Origin of the sequence: Pandoraea capi (genome assembly GCF_902459735.1) — a bacterium.
GTDB classification, from domain to species: domain Bacteria; phylum Pseudomonadota; class Gammaproteobacteria; order Burkholderiales; family Burkholderiaceae; genus Pandoraea; species Pandoraea capi.
The window spans coordinates 123,015-149,936 of sequence record NZ_CABPRV010000004.1 but is presented as its reverse complement, the minus strand read 5'-3'; the positions used below and the strand labels follow the sequence as shown (position 1 = coordinate 149,936).

At 63.3% G+C, this 26,922-nt stretch carries 20 protein-coding genes and 1 riboswitch; of the genes, 13 read left to right on the top strand and 7 right to left on the bottom strand.

Going from position 1 to position 26,922, the window contains the following annotated elements; genetic code table 11:
- Positions 1-64: 64 nt before the first annotated feature.
- From boxB to PCA20602_RS10690, 4 genes are all read left to right on the top strand, one after another.
- A complete protein-coding gene (boxB, locus tag PCA20602_RS10705; protein ID WP_069344728.1) occupies positions 65-1,492 on the top strand; it encodes a benzoyl-CoA 2,3-epoxidase subunit BoxB in 1,428 nt (475 codons plus the stop codon).
- 37 nt (positions 1,493-1,529) lie between these two features.
- Positions 1,530-2,795 carry a benzoyl-CoA 2,3-epoxidase subunit BoxA gene (boxA, locus tag PCA20602_RS10700; RefSeq protein ID WP_150721221.1) on the top strand — a complete coding sequence of 422 codons (1,266 nt, stop codon included), beginning with the start codon at positions 1,530-1,532 and terminating at the stop codon, positions 2,793-2,795.
- Between the two features lie 235 nt (positions 2,796-3,030).
- Positions 3,031-3,612: a DJ-1/PfpI family protein gene (locus tag PCA20602_RS10695; RefSeq protein WP_150721220.1), complete on the top strand. Its 582-nt coding sequence runs from the start codon at positions 3,031-3,033 to the stop codon at positions 3,610-3,612.
- A 164-nt stretch (positions 3,613-3,776) separates the two neighbouring features.
- The gene (locus PCA20602_RS10690) at positions 3,777-5,294 is read left to right on the top strand and encodes a hypothetical protein (RefSeq protein WP_174980973.1); all 1,518 of its coding nucleotides are present in this window, start codon (positions 3,777-3,779) and stop codon (positions 5,292-5,294) included.
- A gap of 135 nt (positions 5,295-5,429) precedes the next feature.
- Here the strand turns inward: PCA20602_RS10690 and PCA20602_RS10685 are convergent, their stop codons facing one another.
- Positions 5,430-6,344, bottom strand: a complete 915-nt coding sequence (locus PCA20602_RS10685) for a LysR family transcriptional regulator (RefSeq protein WP_150721218.1) — start codon at positions 6,342-6,344, stop codon at positions 5,430-5,432.
- A gap of 128 nt (positions 6,345-6,472) precedes the next feature.
- On the opposite strand from PCA20602_RS10685, the gene PCA20602_RS10680 reads away from it, so the two are divergent.
- The 3 genes from PCA20602_RS10680 (at position 6,473) to nrdR (ending at position 9,469) form a co-directional block, all read left to right on the top strand.
- A complete protein-coding gene (locus PCA20602_RS10680; RefSeq protein ID WP_150721390.1) occupies positions 6,473-7,483 on the top strand; it encodes a zinc-dependent alcohol dehydrogenase family protein in 1,011 nt (336 codons plus the stop codon).
- Positions 7,484-7,514: 31 nt separating this feature from the next.
- Positions 7,515-7,622, top strand: a riboswitch (ZMP/ZTP riboswitch).
- A gap of 98 nt (positions 7,623-7,720) precedes the next feature.
- Entirely contained in the window at positions 7,721-8,968 is a 1,248-nt protein-coding gene (gene glyA, locus PCA20602_RS10675) for a serine hydroxymethyltransferase (protein WP_069344733.1), read from the top strand.
- A gap of 18 nt (positions 8,969-8,986) precedes the next feature.
- Positions 8,987-9,469: a transcriptional regulator NrdR gene (gene nrdR / locus PCA20602_RS10670; RefSeq protein ID WP_150721217.1), complete on the top strand. Its 483-nt coding sequence runs from the start codon at positions 8,987-8,989 to the stop codon at positions 9,467-9,469.
- 511 nt (positions 9,470-9,980) lie between these two features.
- Here nrdR and PCA20602_RS10665 read toward each other — a convergent pair.
- Positions 9,981-10,508 (bottom strand): hypothetical protein, encoded by a 528-nt coding sequence (locus PCA20602_RS10665; RefSeq protein ID WP_150721216.1) that lies wholly within the window; start codon positions 10,506-10,508, stop codon positions 9,981-9,983.
- On the opposite strand from PCA20602_RS10665, the gene PCA20602_RS26190 reads away from it, so the two are divergent.
- Positions 10,485-13,580, top strand: coding sequence for an autotransporter family protein (locus PCA20602_RS26190; protein WP_150721215.1), 3,096 nt, complete (start codon positions 10,485-10,487; stop codon positions 13,578-13,580). The genes PCA20602_RS10665 and PCA20602_RS26190 overlap by 24 nt on opposite strands.
- Before the next feature lie 303 nt (positions 13,581-13,883).
- Here the strand turns inward: PCA20602_RS26190 and PCA20602_RS25595 are convergent, their stop codons facing one another.
- Positions 13,884-14,243, bottom strand: coding sequence for a hypothetical protein (locus tag PCA20602_RS25595; RefSeq protein ID WP_174980972.1), 360 nt, complete (start codon positions 14,241-14,243; stop codon positions 13,884-13,886).
- 78 nt (positions 14,244-14,321) lie between these two features.
- On the opposite strand from PCA20602_RS25595, the gene PCA20602_RS10655 reads away from it, so the two are divergent.
- Positions 14,322-17,336 (top strand): autotransporter domain-containing protein, encoded by a 3,015-nt coding sequence (locus tag PCA20602_RS10655; protein ID WP_174980970.1) that lies wholly within the window; start codon positions 14,322-14,324, stop codon positions 17,334-17,336.
- Between the two features lie 94 nt (positions 17,337-17,430).
- Here PCA20602_RS10655 and PCA20602_RS10650 read toward each other — a convergent pair whose 3' ends face one another.
- Both PCA20602_RS10650 and PCA20602_RS25995 read right to left on the bottom strand, forming a co-directional pair.
- Positions 17,431-18,495: a porin gene (locus PCA20602_RS10650; RefSeq protein ID WP_150721213.1), complete on the bottom strand. Its 1,065-nt coding sequence runs from the start codon at positions 18,493-18,495 to the stop codon at positions 17,431-17,433.
- A gap of 652 nt (positions 18,496-19,147) precedes the next feature.
- Positions 19,148-20,182 carry a LysR family transcriptional regulator gene (locus PCA20602_RS25995; RefSeq protein WP_246182120.1) on the bottom strand — a complete coding sequence of 345 codons (1,035 nt, stop codon included), beginning with the start codon at positions 20,180-20,182 and terminating at the stop codon, positions 19,148-19,150.
- A 289-nt stretch (positions 20,183-20,471) separates the two neighbouring features.
- Between PCA20602_RS25995 and PCA20602_RS10635 the strand changes: the two genes are divergently transcribed.
- The 4 genes from PCA20602_RS10635 to PCA20602_RS10620 all read left to right on the top strand — a co-directional run bounded on the left by PCA20602_RS10635 (position 20,472) and on the right by PCA20602_RS10620 (position 25,823).
- Positions 20,472-21,371, top strand: a complete 900-nt coding sequence (locus tag PCA20602_RS10635) for a VOC family protein (RefSeq protein ID WP_150721212.1) — start codon at positions 20,472-20,474, stop codon at positions 21,369-21,371.
- A complete protein-coding gene (locus tag PCA20602_RS10630) occupies positions 21,272-22,375 on the top strand; it encodes an NAD(P)-dependent oxidoreductase (RefSeq protein WP_281354656.1) in 1,104 nt (367 codons plus the stop codon). The genes PCA20602_RS10635 and PCA20602_RS10630 overlap by 100 nt, the downstream gene beginning before the upstream one ends.
- 125 nt (positions 22,376-22,500) lie before the next feature.
- The gene (locus tag PCA20602_RS10625) at positions 22,501-24,015 is read left to right on the top strand and encodes an aldehyde dehydrogenase family protein (RefSeq protein ID WP_150721210.1); all 1,515 of its coding nucleotides are present in this window, start codon (positions 22,501-22,503) and stop codon (positions 24,013-24,015) included.
- Between the two features lie 440 nt (positions 24,016-24,455).
- Entirely contained in the window at positions 24,456-25,823 is a 1,368-nt protein-coding gene (locus tag PCA20602_RS10620; RefSeq protein ID WP_150721209.1) for a DUF3100 domain-containing protein, read from the top strand.
- Between the two features lie 179 nt (positions 25,824-26,002).
- Here PCA20602_RS10620 and PCA20602_RS10615 read toward each other — a convergent pair whose 3' ends face one another.
- A complete protein-coding gene (locus PCA20602_RS10615) occupies positions 26,003-26,584 on the bottom strand; it encodes an EF-hand domain-containing protein (protein ID WP_150721208.1) in 582 nt (193 codons plus the stop codon).
- 16 nt (positions 26,585-26,600) lie between these two features.
- A complete protein-coding gene (locus tag PCA20602_RS10610; protein WP_150721207.1) occupies positions 26,601-26,858 on the bottom strand; it encodes a glycine zipper 2TM domain-containing protein in 258 nt (85 codons plus the stop codon).
- Between the last annotated feature and the right edge of the window lie 64 nt (positions 26,859-26,922).

Here is a 26,922-nt window from a genome sequence, read left to right as displayed (position 1 = left end):
CCCACCGGACGAGACGTCTTATACAAGCGACGCACGAGATTCACAAGACACGAGGATTCCCACGATGGCTTCGATCAATTACAGCGAGAAGATCCCCAATAACGTCAACCTGTCGGACGACCGCACGCTGCAACGCGCGCTCGAACAGTGGCAGCCGAACTTCCTGTCCTGGTGGGGCGACATGGGCCCGGAAGGCTCGCATGGGTTTGACGTCTATCTGCGTACGGCGGTGAGCGTCGATCCGAGTGGCTGGGCCCACTTCGATCACGTGAAGATGCCGGACTACCGTTGGGGCATCTTCCTCACGCCGGGCGAAGCCGATCGCAAGATTCACTTTGGCGAGCACAAGGGCGAGGCCGCGTGGCAGGACGTGCCGGGCGAGCATCGTGCGAACCTGCGCCGCATCATCGTCACGCAAGGCGACACGGAGCCGGCATCGGTCGAGCAACAGCGTCACCTCGGGCTGACCGCGCCGTCGATGTACGACCTGCGTAACCTGTTCCAGGTGAACGTGGAAGAAGGCCGCCACCTGTGGGCGATGGTCTATCTGCTGCATCGCTACTTCGGTCGCGACGGTCGGGAAGAAGCCGAAGCGCTGCTTGGCCGCCGCTCGGGCGACGACGACAATCCCCGCATTCTCGGTGCGTTCAACGAGAAGACGCCGGACTGGCTCGCGTTCTACATGTTCACGTACTTCACGGATCGCGACGGCAAGTTCCAGTTGTCCGCGCTGGCCGAGTCGGGCTTCGATCCGCTCGCACGCACCACGAAGTTCATGCTGACCGAAGAAGCGCATCACATGTTCGTGGGCGAGTCGGGCGTATCGCGTGTGATCGCCCGTACGGCGCAGGTGATGAACGAACTGAAGACCGACGACGTCTCGAAGCTGCGCGCTGCCGGTGTGATCGATCTGCCGACGATCCAGCGTTACATCAACTTCCACTACTCCGTGACGATCGATCTGTTCGGTGCGGACCAGTCGTCCAACGCGGCGATCTTCTACAGCTCGGGTCTGAAGGGCCGCTACGAGGAGAGCAAGCGCGACGACGACCATCAACTCAACGGCCAGATGTATCGCCTGCTGGACGTGGACAACGGCAAGCTCGTGGAGCGCGAAGTGCCGATGCTCAACGCGATGAACGAAGTGCTGCGCGACGACTACATCAAGGACTCCGTGGCCGGTGTGAACCGATGGAACAAGGTGCTGGAGAAGGCGGGCATCGACTTCCGTCTGACGGTGCCGCACAAGGCGTTCAACCGCCAGATCGGTACGTTCGCCGGTGTGCGTGTCTCGCCGGACGGCCGTGTCGTGAGCGAGACGGAATGGGCCGCGCATGAGCGTGAGTGGCTGCCGTCGTCGGAAGACCGCGCGTATGTGGCGTCGCTCATGGGCCGCGTGACGGAGCCGGGCAAGTTCGCGAACTGGATTGCGCCGCCTCCGCTGGGCATCAATCGCCAGCCGATCGATTTCGAGTACGTGCGTTTCAACTGAGCGGCCGCAAGCGCCATCCCCACAAGGAGACAGCATCATGAACGGCCCCGTTCCGGTCGAAGTTCTGAAGCAGCATCTGATCGATCCGGAGATCTGCATTCGCTGCAATACCTGCGAGGAGACGTGTCCGATCGACGCGATCACGCACGACGAGAACAATTACGTTGTGCGCGCGGACACGTGCAATGGGTGCATGGCGTGTATCTCGCCGTGCCCGACGGGGGCTATCGACAACTGGCGCGACGTGCTCAGGGCCGAGGCCTACCCCGTCGACGAGCAGCTCACGTGGGACGAACTGCCCGTGCAGGACGATACGCTTGCCGGGCAGGGTTCGATCGGTGAGGCGACCGAGGGCGCTGCCGGCGGCGGGTCGACGGGCGGTGCCGAGTCTGCCGAGCCGGTGATCGGGGGGTCGGACCTCGTGCGCGGGTCGGTCGTCCCGCCGTGGTCGGCTGCCAAGCCGTACGTCAATCTGTATAACCACAAGGCCCCGGTGCAGGCCACGGTGGTCGGTAACTATCGCGTGACGGATGCGAGCACCGAGAGCGACATCCATCACATCGTGCTCGACTTCGGCAAGCAGCCGTTCCCGGTGCTCGAAGGGCAATCCATCGGCATCATTGCGCCGGGCACCACGGCCGACGGGCGGGCGCATCATGCGCGTCAGTACTCGATCGCGTCGCCGCGCGACGGCGAGCGTCCCGGGTATAACAACCTGGCGCTGACGGTCAAACGCGTGACGAAAGATCATCACGGGCAGGCGGTCGGCGGGGTGTGCTCGAACTACCTTTGCGACCTGAAGAAGGGGGATGTGGTGAATGTGATGGGGCCGTTCGGCAGCACGTTCCTCATGCCCAATCACGCGGATTCGCATCTGCTGATGATCTGCACCGGCACGGGCGCGGCGCCGATGCGCGCGATGACGGAGTATCGCCGTCGTCGCCGCATGAAGGGCGCGACCGGCAAGCTGATGCTGTTCTTCGGTGCGCGCACGCAAGGCGAGTTGCCGTACTTCGGGCCGCTGCTCAATCTGCCGAAGGATTTCATCGACACCAATCTCGCGTTCTCGCGCACCCCGGGGCAGCCCAAGCGTTACGTGCAGGACGCGATGCGCGAGCGGGCGGCCGATGTGGCGGCACTGCTGCGTCACGATCACACGTACATCTACGTGTGCGGGCTGAAGGGCATGGAGGACGGCGTGCTGCAAGTGTTGCAGACCATCGCAGGCGAGGCCGGACTCGACTGGCCGTCGCTCTGGCAACGGATGAAGACGGAAGGGCGCCTGCATCTGGAGACTTATTGAGATTCGGGGCGCGTGCCCGGTGTGGGGATGGAGGGGCGGCGTTGGACCACATCGCGCAGTGCCTGATGATTGACCGACGGCGTTTTGCGCCGACTTGACACCGCGTGTTTCGGCACGCGGTTTTTTTTGTCCGGATGTTTGCGTGTGCTGTTACCCCGGTCCCGGAGATGTCACTGGAATTGAGTAATATGGAGGGGCTGTTTCCCTTCCATTTTTTCTCTGAACGGAGAGTCACATGGGCAAGAAGCGGATTCTGGTGCTGGCGGGCGATTACGTCGAAGACTACGAACTGATGGTGCCGGTGCAGGCACTGATGGCCGTGGGACATCGCGTGGAAGTCGTCTGTCCCGGCAAGAAGGCGGGCGACAAGGTGCGCACCGCGATTCATGATTTCGAAGGCGATCAGACGTACAGCGAAAAGCGCGGTCACGACTTTACGCTGAATGCTACGTTCGACGGCCTGTCGCCGTCCGACTTCGACGCGCTGGTCATCCCCGGCGGACGCGCGCCGGAGTACCTGCGTCTGAACGACGCAGTGCTCGCCGCCGTTCGTCACTTTGCCGAAAACGACAAGCCGATCGCCGCCATCTGCCACGGCGCGCAGTTGCTCGCGGCCGCTGGCGTGATCGAAGGGCGCGAATGCTCGGCGTATCCGGCCTGTGCGCCGGAAGTGCGGCTGGCCGGTGGGAAGTACATGGAAATCGCCATCGACGATGCCCATACCGACGGCAAACTCGTCACCGCACCAGCGTGGCCCGCACATCCCGCATGGATCGCGCAGTTCCTCGCGGTGCTGGGCACGAAGATCGAGTTATAAGACGTAGCGCCTCGATGCGCCGGGTGTCGAGGCGGAATTATCCGATGTTGCCCCATTTTCGAAAGCTGGCCGTTCGGTACCGCAGCAAGATTTGCCGATCTTAATCGGGAGACCGTTGCCGCGTATGCGCACCGGTCTCCGTGCTACGACCAAGGAGCGTCGTGATGCACGTCAATGCGGGTATCGGTCAGGGAAACACACGGTTCGACTGGAGGAGAGACGACATCAGGCAGCGCGCCGACACGCTACCCGAAGCCGGCACGTTCGGCGTATTCGGCGCGGTTGTCGGACACGATGGTAGCGGGGCGCCGTTGCCGGACATCGGTCCCTACGATTTTTCATCGGCGATGCGGGTGTGCGCTGCGGCGCCCATGGGAAGTGCCGGGTCCGCCATCCGTATGTCGCTTTCGACGCACGGCGTGTCGGCGGCATCGGCGGCATCCCTTCCCCACACATCACCCACCTCGCATCTTGCGCCGGCGGACGCACCGCAATACGTCGTGAAGGCATGTCCGAGCGCAGGGCATGCCGCGCAGGCCTGGCTGGCGTCGCGGCTTTTCGGTGCGCTCGGGCTCGCCACGCCGACCGCCATTCTGGTGCGCGGCTGTTCGCAGGCGTTCGATGGCACACAGGCCCCCGAACGTCTCTATCTGGCAACGACGTTTCTCGAGACCTACCGCAATCTCGGCGACTGGCTCGAGAGCGACGACGCGTGGCGCGTCATCGGCGGTGCACATCCTCCCGATGTCGAGACACTGCAACACGCAAGGGGACAGGCGCGCGCCGCAGGGCAACGCATGGCGCAGGCCGTGGAGACGGCGGGCGGTCTGCCGTTCTATCACCTCGACGGTGAAATGGCGCAGGTGCATGCCGAAGCACTCGGGCACCGTATTGCCATGCGTCGCCTGCTTTGTCACGCACTCCCGGACGTCTACCAATGTGCACTGGAGCGTCATTACATTGCAGCGCTCTGGCTCGGTAACTGGGATCTCTGCAACGTGTTCATGGAGAACATCGGGGTCTGGCGCGACAAGAACGACCTGCCTTACGTGATGTCGCTGGATTTCGATGCGTGCCTCGATCTGGCGTTTCAGCACACGCGCAAGGTCGACGGGTACGACGTGGCGCTCAACCAGCGCAAGACGTTGACGTCGCTGCCGCCGCTGACGTCGACGTTTCGCCGGGAGGCGGCGAGCTTCGCAGCTACGCTACCCGATGATGCACTGGCCGATCTCACACAATTTCCCTATGGCGAACACTACGCGCCCTTCGTGCGGCGACTTTCGGGGCTGAGCGGGGCGGCGTGCGATGTGACGGGCAAAGCGATGTCGGAGGCGTTGCGGAACCCCAACGGCGTACGCGCACTGGCCGCTGAAATGGCGTATCGGCTCGGGCGAATTTCGTCGCAGGAAATGCGGCGATGGGCGACACGTGCCCATGAGGTGGCATACCTGTCGCAGAGCGCGCAAACGTCTCAGACAACCGGCCATACGTCGTGCGACACGATGAAGGAACTTCGTGATCCGGAGGCGCTGGTCGTGCATCTCCTGATGCGGCGAGACAGCCTCGTGCGATTGCTGGGTGGCTCGTGGGCCGCACAGACATGGGCGCGCATGTATCCGATGCGCGCGCAGGCGATCGATGCGCAGCAGGAGCCGTTTGGTTGTCCGCGGGGTGTCTGACCGGCGATGTGCGAGATGGTGGTCTGGCGTCAGCCGTCAGTCAGTCGACGGCCGCGACCGCATGGAAGCGTCAGATGCCAACGTCGGCGAATCCTTGAGTCCGGTACTGGCGATGGACGTCGATGCATGCGCCGGTCACGTCCACGTCGGCGCCGAGGCCAACAGTGCGTCGATCGCCGCGCGCAGCTTGGGGGACGGGTGCCGCGTGTCGGGCCAGACCAGATGCAGCGGCGTGCCCGGGGCATAGGTCTGCGGCAGGAGATGCACGAGCGTTCCGGCGTCCAGTTGATGCATCGCGACCCAACGGGGAACGTAGGCGATGCCGAGTCCTTGCTCGGCGGCGGTCACGAGCGCGACAAGATCGTCGAAGACGAAGCGCGGCGCGCGCGACATGGCCTCGGGCGGCATCGAGAGCGCGGGCCATTGATAGAGATTGCCGCCGCGTCCGTACATCAGGCGTTCATGATGGGCGAGATCGGCGGTCGTCTGCGGTGCGTCATGTTCGGAGAGATATGCCGGCGACGCGCACAACAACATCGTTTGTTCGGCGAGCGGACGCGCCTTGAGCCCGGGCGTGTCATCGAGACGTCCACTGCGCACGGCCAGATCGAAGCCTTCTTCGATCAGATCGATCCGGTGGTCGCAGAACGACATCTCCAGACGCAACTGCGAATGCGATTTCGCCAGCGTCAGCAGGACGGGCGCGATGCATTGCCGCCCGATCTGCACGGGCATCGTCACGCGTAGCCTGCCCATCGGCGTTTGCGATCCGGCGCTTAACTCATCTTCCGCTTCGGACAGTTCCGAGAGCACCTTCGTGCACCGCTGATAGAACGTCTGCCCTTCGTCGGTCAGATGCTGGCTGCGGGTAGTGCGATGGAACAGGCGGACACCCAGTCGGGTCTCCAGTCGCGCGATCCGTTTGGCGACCGCCGAACGGGTCAGGTGCAATCGCTCGGCCGCGCCGGCGAAGCTGCCCGCGTCGACCGCCGCCACGAACGCCGAAATGCCGGAGAGGCGATCGGGCGTGTAGGTGTCATTGGTTCTCATATGTCGCCAATTAGTGGATAAATCGCCATCACTGCCGCGAAGTATTCTCCAATAAGCTAACTCTGTCCACCCGGCGCGCCGGGATCTTCGATTGAGAAACGATGAACAGAGAGATGGCAATGACAACGATGCAACAGTGGCAAATGGCCACCTGGGGGGAAGCGGCACTCGACCTGACGACGGTGGCCGTGCCGACACCCGGTCCGGGCGAAGTGCTGGTCAGGGTGAACGCCGTATCGCTCAATTACCGCGATGCCCTCATGATCGACACCGGCATGGGATTGCCGGTGGAATTTCCGTTCGTGCCCGGTTCCGACATGGCAGGGGAGGTCGTGGCGGTGGGCGACGGGGTCACGCGCGTGGCGGTGGGTGAGCGCGTGATCAATACCTTCTGGGATCGCTGGGTCGATGGCGAACAGGCGCCGGCCGGGCTCAATATCTTTGGCGGCACGTTGACGGGCGTGCTACGGGAATATGCGGTTTTCGACGAGGCGTCGCTGGTGCGTGCGCCGTCCACCCTCGACGATGTGGCGGCGTCGACGCTGACCTGCGCCGGGCTGACGGCCTGGCACGCGCTGTTCGGCACGGGCCGCAAGCTCGCACCGGGCGAGACGGTTCTGATCATCGGGACGGGCGGGGTCGCGCTGTTCGGGGCGCAACTGGCGACGGCGCACGGTGCGAAGGCCATCGTCGTGAGCGGGAGCGAAGACAAGCTGCGCCGGGCGGCGGCGCTCGGCGTCACGCATGGTGTCCTACGCCGGGAAGGTTGGTCGGACGAGGTGTGCCGGCTGACCGAAGGGCGCGGGGTCGAGCAGGTGCTGGAACTGGCCGGGGGCGACATGCGCGAGACGCTGGCGGCGCTCGCGCCAGGCGGGAAGGTGTCGGTCATCGGCATGCTGGGCGGGGACACCCTGCAAATCCCGGTGTACCCGGTGCTGCTCAAACGGGCGCATGTGCAGGGTATCGGTGTGGGCCATCGGCAGGGGCTGGAGGCATTGGTGACGGCTGTCGACCGGCATGGGATCGTGCCGCAGGTGGATGCCGTCTACGATTTCGCGGACTTCCGGCAGGCGTTGTCGCACCTGCGCCGCGGGGCGTTCGGCAAGGTCGTGGTACGAGTTTCCGGGCCGGTTGCCTAACGTCTCAACCTCGCATAAACTGTCGACGCCACAAACCCCGCGTGACTGGCGATTAGGGTGCACAGCCTTGTGTGCCCGAGGTGGAGCAACCCACCGGGAAGCGCCGGGGTCTTATTTGCCGTTCGCCTGGGCAGCCGTGATGGTTGGTGCTGCCCTGTCTATCGTCTTCCGAAGCACAAAGGAAGGCGCGCCGCAGCATCCCCTCCCGGAAAACCTGTTCAATTCAACGGAACCGCCATGTTCGACAAATCGAAATCTACCGTTGCCTCCGTCGATCCCGACGTCTGGGCCGCGATTCAGAAGGAAAACCAGCGTCAGGAAGATCACATCGAACTGATCGCTTCGGAAAACTACACCAGCCCGGCCGTGATGGAAGCGCAGGGCTCGCAACTGACCAACAAGTATGCGGAAGGTTATCCGGGCAAGCGCTACTACGGCGGTTGCGAGTACGTCGACATTGTCGAACAACTGGCGATCGACCGTGTGAAGGCGCTGTTCGGTGCAGAAGCCGCTAACGTGCAGCCGAACTCGGGCTCGCAGGCCAACCAGGGCGTGTACTTCGCCATGCTCAAGCCGGGCGACACGATCATGGGCATGAGCCTCGCGCACGGTGGTCACCTGACGCACGGTTCGCCGGTCAACATGTCGGGCAAGTGGTTCAATGTCGTGAGCTACGGCCTGAACGAAGCCGAAGACATCGATTACGACGCCGCCCAGAAGCTGGCAGAGCAACATAAGCCGAAGATGATCGTGGCTGGCGCCTCGGCCTTCGCGCTGAAGATCGATTTCGAGCGCATGTCGCAGATCGCCAAGTCGGTCGGCGCGTATTTCATGGTCGACATGGCGCATTACGCCGGTCTGATCGCCGCAGGCGTGTACCCGAACCCGGTGCCGCACGCCGACTTCGTCACCACGACCACGCACAAGAGCCTGCGCGGCCCGCGCGGCGGCGTGATCCTGATGAAGGCGGAATTCGAGAAGGCCATCAACTCGGCGATTTTCCCGGGTATCCAGGGCGGCCCGCTCATGCACGTGATCGCCGGCAAGGCCGTCGCGTTCAAGGAAGCCGCATCGCCGGAATTCAAGGAATACCAACAGCAAGTCGCGAAGAACGCCCGCGTGATGGCCGAGACGCTGGTCAAGCGTGGTCTGCGCATCGTGTCGGGCCGTACGGAATCGCACGTGATGCTGGTCGACCTGCGCGCCAAGAACATCACCGGCAAGGCCGCTGAGGCCGCACTGGGCGAAGCGCACATCACCGTCAACAAGAACGCCATTCCGAACGATCCGGAAAAGCCGTTCGTGACAAGCGGCGTGCGTCTGGGCTCGCCGGCCATGACCACGCGCGGTTTCAAGGAAGCCGAGGCCGAGCTGGTCGGCAACCTGATCGCCGACGTGCTCGAGAATCCGGAAGACGCAGAAAACCTGGCCCGCGTGCGCGCACAAGTGGCCGAGTTGACCAAGCGTTTCCCGGTCTACGGCTAAGCCACAGGCGTCGCACGCATGCGCTGCCCGTTCTGCCGGCACGACGACACGCAGGTCATCGACTCGCGTGAAGCGGAAGACGGCGCTGCCATTCGGCGGCGCCGGAAATGCCCGTCGTGCGATAAGCGATTCACCACGTATGAGCGTGTCGAACTCACCATGCCGGCCGTCGTCAAGAAAGACGGCAGCCGCGCCGAGTACGACCGTGCGAAAGTGCGCGCCAGCATGCAACTGGCGATTCGCAAGCGCCCCGTCAGCGCCGAAGCGATGGATGCAGCGATCGCGCGCATCGAGTACAAGCTACTGGCGGGGGCCGAGCGCGAAGTGATGAGCCAGCGCATCGGTGAACTGGTGATGCGCGAGCTGAAGCGGCTGGACAAGATCGCCTACATCCGCTTCGCCTCGGTGTATCGAAGCTTCGAGGACATTGCGGAATTCCGCGACGTGCTCGAAGAAATCGACAGCACCGATATCAAGCCCAAGCGCAAGCCGGTGGCGTGATGTCGCGTAGCGCGTCAGCGCGCATGTGATGACGCATGCGGGGCGGTGGTGGCCCTGCCGGCTCCCACGGTCTTGAGAATGACGGAAAACCCGTCGTGCCCGAAAGGGTACGGCGGGTTTTTTTATGGCCGTGCGAGACGCCGAGGACGTGCGGACGCGTCGGGGAGGGGCGCGCTCGCCGTCGCAATCGCAACTCGCGACGTCAGAAATATCGTGGTGGGATGTGACTGAAAGACGGTGATGCGGCGTTGCGCGGGCGCCGCACGCATCCATGACTTTGGGTGAATAAGAAGAGTTATCTTTATTATTTTGGGATGATCCTTAAAATCAATAACTTAATGTTTTATGGATCATCCTAATCTTCGATTTTGATGTAATTGTGGGGTAATTACCAAAAACCCCGGGTTTTGATTAGATTTCGATAGGTCGTCTCTAGAATTCGCAGCCTTGACGGTGGCAAGTATGCCGCTGTTGTGGTGACGGTGAATGAATTCCATCGTCTATTGCGTATTCAATTGAGATTTATCGAATGCAAAAGATTTGTCCGAACTCGAAAGTCCTGCGTCAGACCACGATCTGCATGGCCGCTGCGGCGGTCGTCGCGACAGCTGCGTTGCCCATGAATGCGACGGCGTCGGCAGTCCCCCAGCCGACTGCTCAGTGGGAAAGTGACCGAAATTCCAGAATTGCTGAGATTAAAAACGAAATTAAAGCGATCGCGCCTAATTTGGAGAAACTGGTTGCAACACGGGAATTTTCGGAAGCTGTGGATGAGCATAAAACTTCCATTCTGGCGGCAATCGATAATCAGGCTGATCTGAAAAAGGAGGATCGCGATGCACTGCTTCTTCTTCTCAATGCGACGTTCGGCGAAATTCTGAATATCGACGACCAGAAGTTGTCGTCCGCCGGTGTTGCAAAGAAAAAATCTCTCGAGAACCTGAAAAAGAAACTCGATGCAGCGGCGGCTGCGACGAGCAAAGACGATAAGGCGCTGACAAAGGCGCTGGGTGATTTGGGCAAGGAGGTCGGCAACCACGCGTCCTTCGCCGGGGAAAGTCGGGCGGCGCTGGCTCCCGTTCAGCGTCAGGCCGACCGGCTGGCGATGAAGGAAGCGCGCCTGACCGGCGCGACATCGGAAAGCGCGCTTGCCGCGCTCAAGGCCACGCGCCAACTCGATGCGACCACGCCGAACGCCGCGAAGCACGACGGCGCGCTGACCTGGAGCGACAAGCATCTGACAAACTTCATGGGCGCAGAAGCGGTTTCCGATACGCACGCTGTCATCACGAAGGACACCACGCTGGAGCTGACCTCGGCCTCGGGCGATCGGTCCGACGCGCTGGCCGGCGCTACGGGCAAAAAGCGTGAGATCGGCACGCTTCGTGCGCTGGATGACGCTGCGCATCTGGTGACGGTGACCGACGGAACGCTCAACGTGTATCAGGGCATCGAAGGTCAGGGGGAACTGACCATTGCCGTCAGTACCGACGGTCAACTGAATTTCAAGGGCGGCGCAGGCATTGCCCATGACATGGAAACGGTGTCGCTGAGTGCGGGACGGGGTATCGGCAATACCGGTAAGGGCGGAGAGATCGTGTTCGGTGAGGGCACCAGCGCCGGGCATGCCGTGATCGACGTGTTCGACCACGGGAAGCTGACTTTCGCAAAGGGCGCCAACGCGGGGCGCAGTGATATTGGCGTGCGCGACGGGGGCGAGGTGCGTTTCGACGAAGCGGACGCCGCCGTATCGAACGTTTCCAATCAAGGGGGAACGGTCGAGTTCAAGCACTCGAAGCTCGCGCAGGCCGAAATTGCCAACGATCGCACGTCGCTTGTCGGTTTCGTCGATTCCGCACTGGACACCTCGGAAGTCGTCAACCTCGGGACCGCTGTCATCAATGGTTCGCGAGGGGGACAAGCGAACATCATCAACGGCGCCAGCGGAAATCTCTACATCAAGGACACCGAGCTTGAGGCACTGTCCCTGGTGAACGTCGGGACGGCCGAAATGTCGGGCAATACGACGGCGCATTCCGCGAAGATCGACATGTTCGGCGGGACGCTGGATATCTCGAAGGTCACGGCTGCCGCGCCGGGACGCAAGGCGGAAAAGACGCTGTCCATCGGCGCGTTGTCGGGGTTCGGCGATGTGTTGACCGGCGACACGAAGCTCGTGCTCGGCGAGCGCAACGAAGACGATCACTTCGAGGGCTCCATCAAGCGTAATGCCGTCGCGTCGAATACTGCGTCGAATGCCTCCGGCATCCTTCGTGCGAACCCGACGGCGCCGCAAGTCGGTGCGACGCCAACCGGCTCGGAAGTGGTCAAGGTCGGCGTCGGTAATCTGACGCTGGCGGGTGACCAGCGTGGCATCACGAGCCTGCGCGTCGAGGGGGGTACCGTGTCAGCTGCCCACGTCAACGCGCTGGGCTCCGGGACTGTCACTGTGGCTGAGAAGGGCGCGGTCTCGCTGTTATCCGGCGTCGAGGGCGTCGGCCATTTCGATAACGCGGGCAAGGTGGATCTCGGCACCCACAAGCTCGCCGTGGAGAAGTACACGTCGAAGCCCGGGGCGAAAATCCAGTCGCGGGTGGAAAAGGTGGGCGCTCAGGTGACCAGCGGTGCGATTCAGGTGTCCCAGGACAGCGATTTCACGCAAACGGAAATCAACGTGAGCGTGGCTGACGACATCGCTCTCGCCGACGTTCAGGACAAGCTCGGTGTCGTGAGCGTTGCCGAAGGAAAAACGGCGACGCTGGGCAAGGTCACCGTGGGTAGCATCACCGGCGGCAAGACAACCAAGCCGACCGATCCCGATGGCCCGGACACGAACAACCCGGACGATCCGAACAATCCCGACACGAAAAAGCCGGTAGACCCGAACAATCCCGACACGACGAAGCCCGTCGATCCGAACAATCCGACGGGACTCATCACCAGTCAGAACGTCGTGCGCTATCTGGCGGCGGATGCCGGCTACCGTGCCAACGAAAAAGCGGTGCTCGCTTCGGTCGACGGCGTCACGGTGGGCGAGCTGACCTCCGGCAAGATCGGCGGCAAAGTGCTTTCCGAGATGGCGCTGCAAACGGCGGGCTCCGCAGAGCAACGTCGTTCGGCCGCCCTGCTGTCGGGTGAGTCGCTACTGAACAACGCCACCGCGGCCCAGGGCGCCGCCACGGCGTTCCAGCGCGGCATGCAGTCGCGCATGGTCGCCGGGGGCGCGATGCTCGACGACAAGACGGCGAACGGCGTGCGTACGGACGACTCGGGTATCGCTGGCTGGGCATCGTTCGCCGGCGGCAACTCGACGCAACGTGGCGACGCGCTGTCGTTCGACGTTCGCGGTATCGACGGCGCCATCGGTGTCGACAAACGTGTCGGTCGCGGCACCGTCGTCGGGGCATCCATCGGCATGGGCAACCAGAACGTGAAGGCTGACGGTATGCCGGGCGAATCGAAGATCAACAGCGTCAGCGTGGGCCTGTACGGCTCGCATCTGAACGATGCCGATCTGTTCGTGAACGGGGGCGTTTCGTACACGAATCACAGTGTCACGACCGACCGTACCGTCGCGGCGCGCAATGCCTCGGCGCGTCTGTCGGGCAAGACCGGCGGCAACACGTTCGGTGCATTCGGCGAGATCGGCAAGCGCTTCGACGTGGCAGGGTTCCGTGTCGATCCGTCGGTGGGCATGCGCATCGCGTCGACGAAGCTGAATGCGTTCGACGAGACGAATCGCGACGGCACGGCCGGCAACGATGGCCTGAAGGTCGGCGCACAGTCGCAAACGTCGGCCCGCAGCGTGCTGGGCGTGCGCTTCTCGCGTGACGTGTTCAACTTCGAAGGCGGCAAGCTCACGCCGTCACTGCGTCTGGCCTACGAGCACGAGTTCGGTAACACGCAAAGCAGCCTGACGAACACGATCTACGGCGCGCCGCGCGCGTTCAACGTGAAGGGTCCGAAGCTGGGTCGTGAAGTCTTCACGGCCGATTTCGGCGTCGATCTCCAGCTCAAGAAACGGCTCGACGTGCATCTGGGCGGCAACGTCAGTGTGCGCAAGGGTGAGAGCGCCCTGGCCGGTGGCATTTCAGCGAAGTATCGCTTCTAAGCGTTGCTGATCGGATTGCGTGGGTCACAGGCTCACGCGATCAGCACGGATGGGAAAGGAAACCCGTCACGTCCGCAGGGGCGTGGCGGGTTTTTTGTTCAAAAAATGGACGAGGGAAATGCCTCCTTTTTCGCCGGAACGTGTGGCGTCAGGACATCACATGCGCATGAATTTGGGTGCTTGATGTATTGATCCGGTGTGATGGTGAGCGATTGTTGGAAAAATAAAATGAATTAAATTGGGATTTGACGTTTATTCGATAAATTTCGTGATCTTGGGTTAAGTATCAAAGCTATAGAGTAGTCAGCCGATTCGAAGAAATCGACTCCTAGAATTTGCCGGAACGATGGCGGCTATCAAGCCACTGTCTGAAGCGTGATGAGGGAAATCATCATTTGAGGCGAATTGAAAAGGAGTTGTCGAATGCGAGGGAATCGTCCGAAGTCTAATGCGCGTGGTCAGACAAGGGTTTGCTTGGCGGCGGCGGCCGCCCTGGTTGCAATGGGCGGCGTACCATCGGCGTTTGCGGCGAGCCCGGCCGGTAACAGCGTGAAGGAAGATCGCATCAATGAATTGACGGCGCTGGCGGAGAAAGCAAAAAACGATCTCGATGAGAAAGTCGTTGCTGAAGCGGATGATAGATTTGTTGCGGATGCGGGTCATTCATTACACACGCCATTAAAAGATATTACAGATATCAAGGACGTCGATAAGCTAAAAAGTGCATTGAATAAATCGGCGATGGAAATTCAGGGGGAAATCGACAAGATTAAAGCCGGTATTCCGCCGACGGGAATCACGCCATCGCAGCAGTTCCGGCTGGACGCACTGAACGCGCTGAAAAAAGACGTCGAGTCGCTTGAGGCGCTGGCCAACCCCATAGACAGGGCCTCTCAGGAACGACAAGCGCTGGAAAAGCGACTGGAAGGCGCGATCAAGGAGTGGATCGCCTCATTGCAGTCGCTCAATGAGGCGCAGCGATTGGATGAATCAGTGCACTACAAGAAGGCCCGCTGGGAGCAGGCGGCCGAGGGGGCGGAAGCCGAGCGGTTGGCGAAGACGCGCGAATTAGCCCCGCGCGTCGCGTCGGACGATCCGGCCAAGCCTGTCACATGGAACGATCAACACCTGATCGATTTCATGTCCGACACAGACCGGCCGCCTGCCGGCGAGACGCTCATCACCAAAGACACGACGCTGGAAATATCGCAGCGCTCCGGGTTGGTGTCTGACGCGATCGAAGGGACCAACAATCGCGAGCGCGACGTCGGCCTGCTTCGCGCCATGGACGGCGCGAATCATACGGTGCTGGTCAATAAGGGCACATTGGGCGTCCATGAAGGCATCGATGGTCCGGGGCGGCTCGACGTGGATGTCGGCAGCGACGGCGTTCTGAAATTCGTGAGCGGCCCCGGCATCGACAACGCGTCCAAGCACATCAGCCTTGTGGCGGGAGTCTCGCAGGGCGCGCAGCCGGGTGAGGCGGGCGGTGTCATCGAGTTCGATGCCGGCACGGGCGCCGGTGGGGCGACGATCGATATCAAGGACAAAGGGCAATTGAGGTTCCTCAAGGATACCCACGCCGGTTCGAGCTACATCATGATCGAGCAGGGTGGTCAGGGGCTTTTCGACAAAGGGTCGAGCGCCGAGAAGGCGACGATTCGCAACAGCGGTCATCTGGAATTCATTGGCGCCAAAGGCGGCGACGCCCATCTGGAAAACACGTCCAAAGTCGCGCTGTCGATGGAAGACACGCAACTGGAACGGATGAGCATCGTCAATAGCGGCATGCTCGACCTGAGCGGCAAGACGACGGCGGATGCCGCCTCGATCGAGTTGAACGGCGGCTATCTCAACCTGGCGGAAATCAAGGCTGAGAGCGCGAAAGATGGTGTGAAAGACGGTGAGAAAGCGGGCACGGATGCCCCCACGCTGACGATCGGCTCCTTGAGCGGAAATGGCCATGTCGGTACCGGAGATACGCATCTCAAACTGGGTGCGCTCGGACGAGACGAAGCGTTCGCGGGGGAAATCGGCAAAGACGTGTTGGGATCGCACGGCGCCCATGTCACCAAGGTCGGCACCGGGCATCTCACGTTCAGCGGCGACCAAAGCGGCATCGAAACACTGAACGTTGAAAACGGCACACTGCTTGCCGCGCATCGCAACGCGCTCGGCACCGGCTTGCTGACCATCTCCGAGCCCGGGACCATCGCGCTCGCCAACGACGTCTACGACGTCAAGAAATTCGAGAACGCCGGTACGCTCAAGCTGCATGGCTACCGGCTTGTGATCGACTCCTACGAGTCGAAGGGCGACAAGGCGAGAATCGAATCGGACGCGAAGAAAGACGCCGACGGCATCCATCGCGGCACGCTCGAGGTGAACAAGGACGGCGATTTCACCAAGACCAAGGTCGTGCTGCGTCCTATCGACAATTCCGTCTCGCCCAGGGAACTGCTCGAGAAGAAGATTCAGGTCATCGTGCCCGGCCCTAACGCCAAAGTGAAACTCGGCGAGGTCGAGTACGGCAGTATCCCGACCAACCCCGACGACGGTGGCGAGGACGGCTCGGTCATCATCGATCCCAACAAGGGCATTGCGTTCCTCGACCCCAATGCGCCGTATTCGGGCAACGAGCAAGGCGTGCTGGCATCGCTCCAGGGGGTGACGCTCGACGACATCGTGTCGGGTCGCGTCGGCGGCAGCGTGCTCGGTCAACTGGTGCTGCTGCCTGCGGGTTCGGCGGAGCAGCGCCGCGCCGCGCGCATGCTCTCCGGCGAGTCGCTCGCGAACAATGCCGCCGCAGCCTACAGTGCGGCCGACACGTTCCGCAGCAGCATGCAGACCCGCATGCTCGCCGGCGGCTCATTGCCCGATTGCAATGCGACGAACGGTCAGCGCGCGGGGGAAAACGGAACGGCCGTCTGGGGTTCGTTCAAAGGGACGGGCGCGAGACAGGAGAGCGACGACATGAGCTTTTCCACGAAGGGGATCGACGGCGCGTTCGGAGTCGACAGGCGCCTCAATCGCAACGCCCTGGTGGGCGCGGCGTTCGGTATCGGCACCCGCTCTTCGGTGGCCAGCGACCTGCCGGGTTCGTCCGACGTCAGAAGCGCCAGTGTCGGCCTCTACGGCTCGTATCTGAGCGACACGCGCTGGTTTGCCAATGGCGGCGTGTTCTACACCAATCACAACGTGTCGACCGAGCGCACCGTCGCGGCCCGCGACGTGTCGGCGCGCGTCTCGGGCAAGACCGGCGGTCGCACGCTCGGCTTGTTCGGCGAAGTTGGCCAGCGGGTGCTGGCGGGGGGCGTGAACGTCGACCCGTTCCTCGGTGTGCGCATCGCCAACACGCGCCTGAACGGCTATGACGAAACGGATCGCGATGCCGGTCAGGGCAACAACGGGCTGCACGTTGGTCCGCAAACCAGCAACTCGCGGCGTGTCATCGCCGGGGTGCGACTCTGGCGCGAGCTGGTCAACACGGCAGGCGGCAGCGTGATCCCGTCGTTGCGTCTGGCTTACGAGCACGAGTTCGGCGACACGCAGGGCAGCCTGACGAACGCGATCTTCGGTGCGCCGCGCTCGTTCACCGTCAGCGGTGTGAAGCTCGGGCGCGACATCTTCACCGCCGACCTCGGCGCCGACATCCGCGTCACCCGACAACTCAACGTGCATGTCGGTGGCGATCTCAGCCTGCGTGCCGGTGAGACGGCGGTGGCCGGTGGCGTGAGTGCGAAGTACCGCTTCTGACGGGCGCTGACCCGCCACGTGTCAACGACAAAGCCCCCGGCCAGTGACTTCACTGGCCGGGGGCTTTGTGCTTGCGGCGAGACGTCGTGCGACGTCAGAACGAGTGCGAGACCCCGATGTAGGCACCGGTCTGGCTCTTGCCCGCCGGCGGATTGTCGAGCGAATCGCTCGGAATCGCGGCGACCGAGAAGCTCTGGTTCGCGCTGTTCTTCACGTATGCGACGGTGCCGTACAGGAACGTGCGCTTCGAGAGGTTGTAGGTCGTGCCCAGTTCGAACATCGTCGCGTGTCCGAACCCCCCCGGCACGTTCACGTGATAGACCGCGGCGTTTGCCGCCCACACGGGCGTCGCCTGATACTTCACGCCTGCCCAGTAATGGTCGGCGCGGGTAGCAAAGTCGGGCGCTGGCGCGTCGGGGGCCGACATGTGCGTGTAACCCAACGAAATCGTGAAGCGGTTCAGGAAGACGTTGGCGCCCGCGAAGTATTCGCGCGAGGTGGCGAACACGTCGGTGAAGCGTCCGTTGGTGTCGCGAATTTCGTCGTACAACGCGCGCAACTGGAAGCGGTCGTGCGTGTAGGTCAATTGCGCGCCCATGCCCCGGCCGTTGTTGAACTGGCCGGCGATGTTGGAGAAAGCATACTGACCCGCGACGTCGAAGCCGTACCAGTTCGGGCTCTGATAGTTGACGGTGTTGCTCGCCTGCGGCCAGTTACGACCCCGCACGAGCGACGCCGACGAGAAGGCCTGCTGCTGGAACGGATCGAAGTCCCAGACCCCGTTGCTGATGAACAGGTTGCGACCGAGCGTGAGTTGCCCCCACGAGCGCGAGTTGAAACCGACCAGCGCGCGACGGTCGAAGATCGATCCCGAGCCGTTGTTGTTGAAGCCGTTCATCAACTGGAATCCGCCTTCCAGATTGAATACGGCATGCAATCCCTGCCCAAGATCCTCGTAGCCGCGCAGGCCGAACAGGCTCGTGCCGTAATCGCCGCCCTGCGCACTCCAGCGCGAGGCGGTGCCGCCGTTGCCGTCCTGCAAATTGTTCATGAACTGAAAGCCGCCATCGACGCGGCCGTAGAGTTGCACGCTAGTTTGCGCGTGCGCGAACGTACCGATGCCGCACAGCAGGCTGGCTGCAATGAGCTTCTTTTTCATGATCTGCTCCCCAGGTTGCGATATTGCGTTGCGCCCCGCACCTCTTTCGCGTGGTTATGACCGTCGTCGTCGTAGCGCGCCCGAGCGGGAGCGGTCTGCGACATCGTCGGAAAAGCCTGAAATTTCGTTACGAGTGACGAGAAATCGGCAATCGGGAACGCCTGGGCAACGGGCGCCGCATGGGGGAACGCGGCCGGTTGCGAGTGATGCCGGTACGACAGTCACGCTCTGGTTTTCACAGGTCGTCGTCATGGCGGTCCACTGGCGTTAGGTCGGCGGCAACGCGCACGCGCGCGTTGCCATGCGACCGGAATGAGTGGCGGGAACGGGCGGACTTATTTGTCTCGTAGTGCGACGTAAGTACAACGCGACTCGTACAACACGATTCGTACGACGCCAGCCGGATGACGAAGAAGCACCCGTTTCCCTGATTGGCTTCTTTATATCCGAATTTTCCGGTACGCAATATAAGGGAAAGGCTTAGGGCGTCGAGTGTTGCGTGCCAGCAACCGAAACGGCGTTGCGCATTCCTTTGCGTATCGAAAGATACGGTCGGACGCTTTCATTCGGCCGTTTCATGTCGTTGATGCATGCCTTTGACGCATGCTCGTGCCCCATGCCTCTGCCATGCGGCGTCGGCGCGCTTGGGGCGTCAACCCGGCGCGCCGAAGGCCTCCATCTTGCTCGCGAGGTGGGTGAGCAGGCGGTTGGCCGCGCCGGACAGGCGGCGCCCGGCACGCGTGATCAGGTGGGCCTCGGCGCTGTTGAGAATCGGATGGTCGATAGGCACGGCGCACAGCACCCCCGCTTCGATTTCCTGCGAGACGGCGAACGTCGGCAGAAAGGTCGCGCCCAGCCCTGCGCGCACGAAGTGCTTGAGCACGGAAATCGAGTTCGTGGTGACCGTGGGCGTGAGTCGGTGCTTTTCGGATTGTTCGGCCAACTCCATCAACTGCCGCGTGCCGTAAGCGCCGTGCATGAGCGCGAGCGGCACATCGTAGAGGGCGTCGAGCGTGAGGGCGCCGGGCTGGTGTCTCCCGTCTGCATGGGTGGCATCTCCCGCCTGGATGGCCTTGGTGGCTTTCGTCGCCCCCATCGCCCTCATCGCTTCGGCGGCCTGGGTCGCGGCGGCGTTCGCCGCTTGCGCGATCAGCGGAGAGCCGGGCGCGACGATCGCGTGCACCGGCTGCGCCATCTGGGCGCGCGAGACGATCTTGGGTTCGGCGGGCGGGTTGTAGACCAGTCCGATATCGGCGTCGTCTTCCGCGACCAGACGCATGACCTCGTTGGTACCGGCCAGATCCAGCGTGAGCGTGATGTCCGGATAACGTTTGCAGAAATATTGCAGCGGCGCGCCCATCAGGTCGCTGACGAAGCCTTCGCCGACCGCCAGCCGGATGTGCCCGCGCCGCAACCCGCGCACTTCCTGAAGCTTGGCCAGCAAGTCCTCCTGGTGCGCACGCTGCTCCCGGTAGTACTCCATGAGCAGACGACCGGCCTGCGTCAGATGCACGCCGCGTTTGTGACGCTCGATGAGCGGCAGGGCCAGTTCGGCTTCCAGTAAGGCGATCTGACGGCTGACGGCGGAGGGGGCGATGTCGAGTCTGTCGGCGGCGGCGCGCACCGTGCCGCACTGGACGGCCTCGTACAGATAGGACAAACGGCTTTCGTTGATGGCAGGTGTCATACCCTAAAGACTAATAATTAGAACAAAAATCTTCAAGCGTTGTCATTGAGCGTCATTTTTTTTCAATCCACACTGCGACTCATGCGGATCGGCCCCAACGCCGGGCAACGAACCCAGGCGAGGCCCGGTGTCGGCGGCCCGATTCCGCGCCAGTTTCGATGTGACCGGATGTGACGACACGGTGGGGTGTCAGGGTGAGCGATCCTGCGGGATGACGCGCGGCCCCGGGCCCGGCATGACTCACGAACGGTCGCGCCGCGTGAGCCCCCGAGCCCTTCGGAGACACTTGATGATTCCTCCGCGCAATACGCGATTCGGCATCGATCATCCGCTGGTCACTGTGCATGACCATCCGCGGCGGCTGGCGCATTACGCGCGCATGGGCTTCGCCCCGTCGCCGGTGTCGTATCACCCGTGGGGCACCGTCACGTCGCTCATGATGTTCGGCGACAACTTCATCGAGCTGATCGGCGTGGACAACGCCAGCAAGTTCGGCACGAATGCCGTGGGCGATTTCTGCTTCGGACGCTATCTCGGCGACTTCCTCGTACGCGAAGAAGGCGTATCGCTCGTCGCACTTCACAGCAAGGACGCCCGCGCCGACCACTCCCGGCTGGCGCAGGCGGGGCTCGAATCGCAAGGCATGCTCGATTTCCGCCGCGCGATGCGCAAACCCGATGGCACGCCCGACGAGGTCGTGGTCACGCTGGGGCTGTTCATCGACGATACGCTCGGCGACGTCTCCAATTTCATTTGTCACCAGCATCGCCCGGAGTTGATCTGGGTGCCGGAGTGGCAGAACCACGCGAACGGGGTGACCAATATCGTCGGTGTCACTTATGTGACGCCCGATGCGGCGTCGCTGCGCACGCTCGCCACGCGCTGGCAGCGCATGTACGGCGCGCGGCATGTCGATCTCTATGAGGGCGGGGCGGTCGCCGACACCGGCTGCGGTCATCTGCGCGCCATGTCGCCGCAGCGGGCCGAGGCGCGTTACGCAGCGGTCGGGTTGCCGATGGCGCAGGGCGTGCGCACCCATGCCGTTGCGATCACGCTGCTCACGCCGGACCTGGCCCACGTCGAAGCGCTGTGGCGCGAGAACGGCGTGCCCTACGGCTACAACGAGCACGGGTTGGTGGTGGAGCCCGAGTTCGCCGGCAACGTCGTGCTGGAGTTCGTGAACCACTAGCGCGGCGGCTTCCTATCGCCTTCTATCCGCTTTCCAAGCGTCGGCCGGAGATCCCGGCGGGCGGAGCAACGCGGCGCGGCCCGTGCGGGCGGCGTCATCTTCGCAGTCAATCTGGAGTCAACATGAAAATCATCGGAGTGGTCGGACTGGGCAATATGGGACGCGGCATGGCGCTGTCGTTGCAGCGCGGCGGTTTCACGGTGCTCGGTTTCGATCCGTCGCCGGCAGCCGGTGCCGCGCTGGCCGACGCAGGCGTTGGCCTGCGCGCTTCGGTCGCGGAACTGGCACGCGAGGCCGACGCGCTCGTGCTGTCGCTGCCGACGTCGCAAGTCGTCGAAGCCGTGGTGAACGGTGCCGACGGCATTGCCGCGAACGGGCGCGAAGGCCTGATCGTGGTCGACACGTCGACGGCCGACCCGGAAAGCACCCGCAAGCTGGCCGTCACGCTGCGCGAGAAGGGCATCGCTCTGGTCGATGCACCGGTCTCCGGCGGCCCGAAGGGCGCGTTGAACGGGGCACTCACGATGGTGCTGGGCGGCTCGGCGGACGACATCGCCCGTATCGAGCCGGTGCTCGCCGCCATGTCGGCCAAGCGCGTGCATATCGGCGATGTGGGCGCCGGTCACGTGACCAAGCTCATCAATAACCTGATGTGCGCGGCGCATCTGGTGGTGGCGGGCGAGGCGATGCGTCTGGCGAAGGCCGCCGGTGTGGCCCCGGAACAGGTGCTCGAAGGTCTGAATGCCGGTTCGGGCCGCAGCGGCATCACGCAAACCAACTACCCGACGTGGATCCTCAACGACGCCTTCGACTCGGGCTTCACGATGAAGCTCATGCGCAAGGACGTGCGTCTGGCCATGGCGCTGGCCGAGCAGACGGGCACGCTCGCCACGGGACCGCTGTCGGCGGAAGTGGGGCGTCTGTGGGCGGCGAGCGCCGCGACCGTGGGCGACGACGAGGATTTCAACCGCATCGTGCAGTTCATCGAGCCGGGCCGCGCCTAATCGTTGAATCGATCGCCTTGCCGCTGTCATCGACGGCTGTCATCGCCCCTGTCAGCGGCCCCTGAAAGTTTTGTTTCTATTTGACGACACGATGCGCGTCTGAGCGCATCGCACGGAGTTTTCACATGCCAGACCAACAAGCCTCCGCTTTGCTCGGCGCATTCGCCAAGTTCTTCCCCAACGCCAGCACCATCGGTTCGTTCGTCAATGGCGAACTGGTCGAAGGCCGTGGCGAGACCACCATCGACATCGTCAACCCGGCGACTGGCCAGACGGTGCTCACCTATTGCGACGCCGGTGCCGATGTCGTGGCGCAAGCGGCCGCCGCCGCACAGGCCGCACAAAAGACCTGGTGGGCCCTCACACACGCCGCACGCGGTCGCGTGATGCAGGCCGTCGGCGCGAAGATTCGCGAAAATGCCGAAGCCCTCGCACAACTCGAATCCATCGGTGCCGGCAAGCCGATCCGCGACTGTCGCGGCGAAGTCGGCAAAGTGGCCGAGATGTTCGAGTACTACGCCGGCTGGACGGACAAGTTCTTCGGCGACGTCATCCCGGTGCCGAGCACGCACCTGAACTACACCCGCCGCGAAGCCATGGGCGTGGTGTTGCAGATCACGCCGTGGAATGCGCCGGTCTTCACCTGTGGCTGGCAACTCGCCCCGGCCATCGCCATGGGCAATGGCGTGCTGCTCAAGCCGTCGGAACTCACGCCGGCCAGCTCGCTGGTGGTCGCCGCACTCGCCGAGCAGGCCGGTGTGCCGCGCGGTCTGATCAACGTGCTCGCCGGTTTCGGTCACACGACAGGGCAAGCCGCCATTTCGCATCCGGTCATCAAGAAGGTCGTGTTCGTCGGCTCGCCGGCCACCGGCAGCAAGATCGCCACGGCCGCTGCGCAGCGCCTGCTGCCGAGCGTGCTGGAGCTGGGCGGCAAGTCCGCCAACATCGTGTTCGACGATGCGGATCTCAAGCGCGCCTGCCTTGGCGCACAGGCCGCGATCTTCTCGAGCGCCGGACAAAGCTGCGTGGCAGGCTCGCGTCTGCTGGTGCAGCGCGGCGTGTACGACCAGATGGTCGAGATGCTGGCGCGCGGCGCCGAGAAGATTCGCGTGGGCGAGCCGCTGGACGATACGACCGAAGTCGGCCCGATCTGCAATCGCACGCAGTATCAGCACGTGATGAACATGATCGACGCGGGCGTCGAAGGCGGTGCGCGTCTGGCGGCCGGTTCGCAGCAGCGTAGCGACGGCGGCTTCTTCGTGCGTCCGACGGTACTGGCTGACGCGAACAACACCATGGGCGTGGCCCGCACGGAAATCTTCGGCCCGGTGGTCGTGGCGATCCCGTTCGACACGGAAGAAGAAGCGCTCGCGATCGCCAACGACAGCGAGTTCGGTCTGGCCGGCGCCGTTTGGACGCAGGACGTCGCACGTGCGCACCGTGTGGCGTCGCAGGTCAACGCCGGCACGTTCTGGATCAACGGCTACAAGACGATCAACGTCGCCTCGCCGTTCGGTGGCTACAACCACAGCGGTTACGGCCGCTCCAGCGGTGTGGAAGCGCTCTACGAGTACACGCAGACGAAGAGCGTCTGGGTCGAGACGGCGGCCAATCCGGCCACGCCGTTTGGCTACGTCTGATCCCAGTGTGACGGTTTGCCGGTCGGCATGAGGCCGGCGAACCGTGAGGTCGTGCTGTCATCGTGCGTTCACTTACCGGCAATGGGGGGCGAACGCGACGTAAAAGTGCAGAAAGTGTGCCGGGCGCCGGTCGTGAGACGTCGTCCTGCACACGACCGTTTCAGCCTGCGGGACACGGGGCCGAAACGGGGTTTTTGACCGCGTATAATGCCGCCCTCGGGCGGTTCGGCGCGGAAACGCTGTTGCTGTCACCAAGGCGTGCCAACATGGCGGGCGTTCACGCACCGTCATGCCGAAAAGTCCGCCGGTCTTGCGACCGGACGGGCGGCGTGCCGAACGTCCTTAATCACCGACATGTTCGTCGACCCGCCGCATCGTCGCCAAAAGCGACGGGCGAACGGCACCGGACCGGTTCAATAGCAAGTGCAGTGGAGACCCAGATGGCAGTCATGGAACAAAACGCGGCAAAGCCGCAGGGAGGCGCCTTCAGCGATGGCGTGCGCCTGTATGTGTGGGCAATCGTGATCCTCGTGATCGCGGAGCTGATCGGCGCGATCAGCATCAGTGCCGGTCACGGCAAGATCGTGTTGTTGCCGATGGTCTGGGCGCTGCTGCTCGGCGCGGCGTTGGGCCTGTCGCAATCGCGTTTGCCGCGTTTCGCGCAGATCGATCTGCCGATGCAGCACAAGGCAGCGGCCATTCTGCAACCGGCGCTGCTGCTGTTCGTCGCCAAGCTGGGCCTGCTCGTGGGCGGCTCGCTGCCCAAGCTCGTGGCTGCCGGCTGGGCGCTGGTGTTCCAGGAGTTCGGCCACTTCGTGGGCACGATCATTCTGGGCCTGCCGGTCGCGCTGATGCTCGGTATCAAGCGTGAAGCCATCGGTGCGACCTTCTCGGTCGGCCGTGAGCCGAGCCTCGCCATCATCGGTGAAAAGTACGGCTTCGATTCGCCGGAAGGCCGTGGCGTGCTGGCCGAGTACCTGACGGGCACGATCTTCGGTGCCGTGTTCATCTCGCTGTTCGCGGGCTTCGTCGCCAGCCTGAACCTGTTCCATCCGCACTCGCTCGCCATGGGCGCCGGTGTGGGCTCGGGTTCGATGATGGCCGCCGCTGCCGGTGCCATCGCGGCCCAGCAGACGCCGGAAGTCGCCAAGGAAGTGGCGACGTTCGCTGCGGCGTCGAACCTGATCACGACGACCATCGGTACGTACTTCACCCTGTTCATCTCGCTGCCGCTCGCCGTGTGGGGCTATCGCGTGATGGAGCCGGTGCTGGGCCGCATGAGCAAGCGCGGCCGTGCCAATGCCGAAGCCGCTGCCGTGGCCGACGCAGACGCCGCCAAGGAACTGAAGCAAGCCAGCAAGGCCCACACCGTCGAGATGAACTTCGGTGCGCGTCTGTTCGCCTGGGTCTTCTCCAGCGCACTGGCGCTGGTCGGTAACAGCATGGCCTTCAAGACGCCGTTCCTCGACGGCGTGCCGGGCATGCTGATCATCATCGCGGCCGTGATCGTCGGCGAAGCGCTGTACTTCATCACGCGCCGCAAGGTGCCGGCCGTGTGCTGGGTGTCGCTGATCGCGATGTTCCTGACCTCGCCTGCTTTCCCGTTCGCTCCGGTCGTCGAGCAGTTCACGGGCAAGATCAACTTCCTGTCGCTCGTCACGCCGATGCTGACGTACGCGGGTCTGTCGGTCGCCAAGGACGTGCCTGCCTTCCGTCGTCTGGGCTGGCGCATCGTGGTCGTGTCGTTCCTCGCGAACGCCGGCACGTTCCTCGGTGCCGCGATCATTGCCGAATTCTTCCACGTGTAATGCGTGATCGCGGCGGCGTGACGGTGACAGGTCGCGCACGCCGCAGAGATCGGTGTTGATACGTAGGTGAATGCCTCCCGCCGGACCGGCGGGAGGCTGAAAAACGAAGGGCTGGATCCTGTACGGGATCCAGCCCTTTTTGCTGGTGCCGCGCCGGGACGCGGCATTTGGCTCGCGGCTTACGGTTTCGTTGTCGCGGCGTCGGCCTGCGCACGGTCGTGGTAGTACCGGCGGAAGAAGCTGCGAATTTCGGCCGGCGAGAGCTTGCCGTCGTGGTTGACGTCGATTTCGTTGAAATGCTGGTAGAGGAACGGTTCCGATGCGGCGGCTTCATCGCGGCTCAGGTAGCCGTCGCCGTCCTTGTCGGCTGCCTTGAAGTAGCGCTCGAACGTGGCACGACGCGCCTGCAACTGGCTGCGTTGATAGGCCGACCATTCGTTGCGATTGATCTTGCCGTCGTGGTTGGTGTCGATGGCGTCGAACGACCGTTGCAGGTACAGGCCCAGCGCGGCGTTCTGATCGGCGGCGTCGCCGTAATCAGGACCATTCACCGGACCACCCATGGGCGGTGGCGGCGGCGCTGGCGTTGTCGGCACGACGCCATTGATGGGGGGCGCCGACTGCGCAAAGCTGGGCATGGCGGCCAGCGACAGCACGGCGGCGCCGGCGCACAGCGCCACGGCGGCGAGGGCCCGGCGTGCATGGCGTCGCGTCTTGAGGGTATGAAGCGTTCGTTGGCGAACGATGTCTCGGGATGTCATGTCTCGCTTCTCCTTATCAGCGGCGACGGCGGTCGTCGGTGATCACGTTGCCGATCACGCCGCCGACGACGGCACCGCCGACGGTCGTACCGAGGTCGCCGCCGGAAATCAGGGCGCCGCCGAGTGCGCCGACACCGGCACCCACGGCGGTATTACGCGATTCGCGCGGTGTCATGCCGCCGCATCCGGCAAGCGTGCCGATCAGCGCGGCACCGACCAGTATCGGGGCCGCCGAGCGCGAAACACGCGAGACCCATCGTTGTGTGGTTTTCATGACGTATGGCTCCTTCAACGGGGCGAGGCGCCCCAGGTGTCGGCAGGCCGTTAGGTACCTCGTG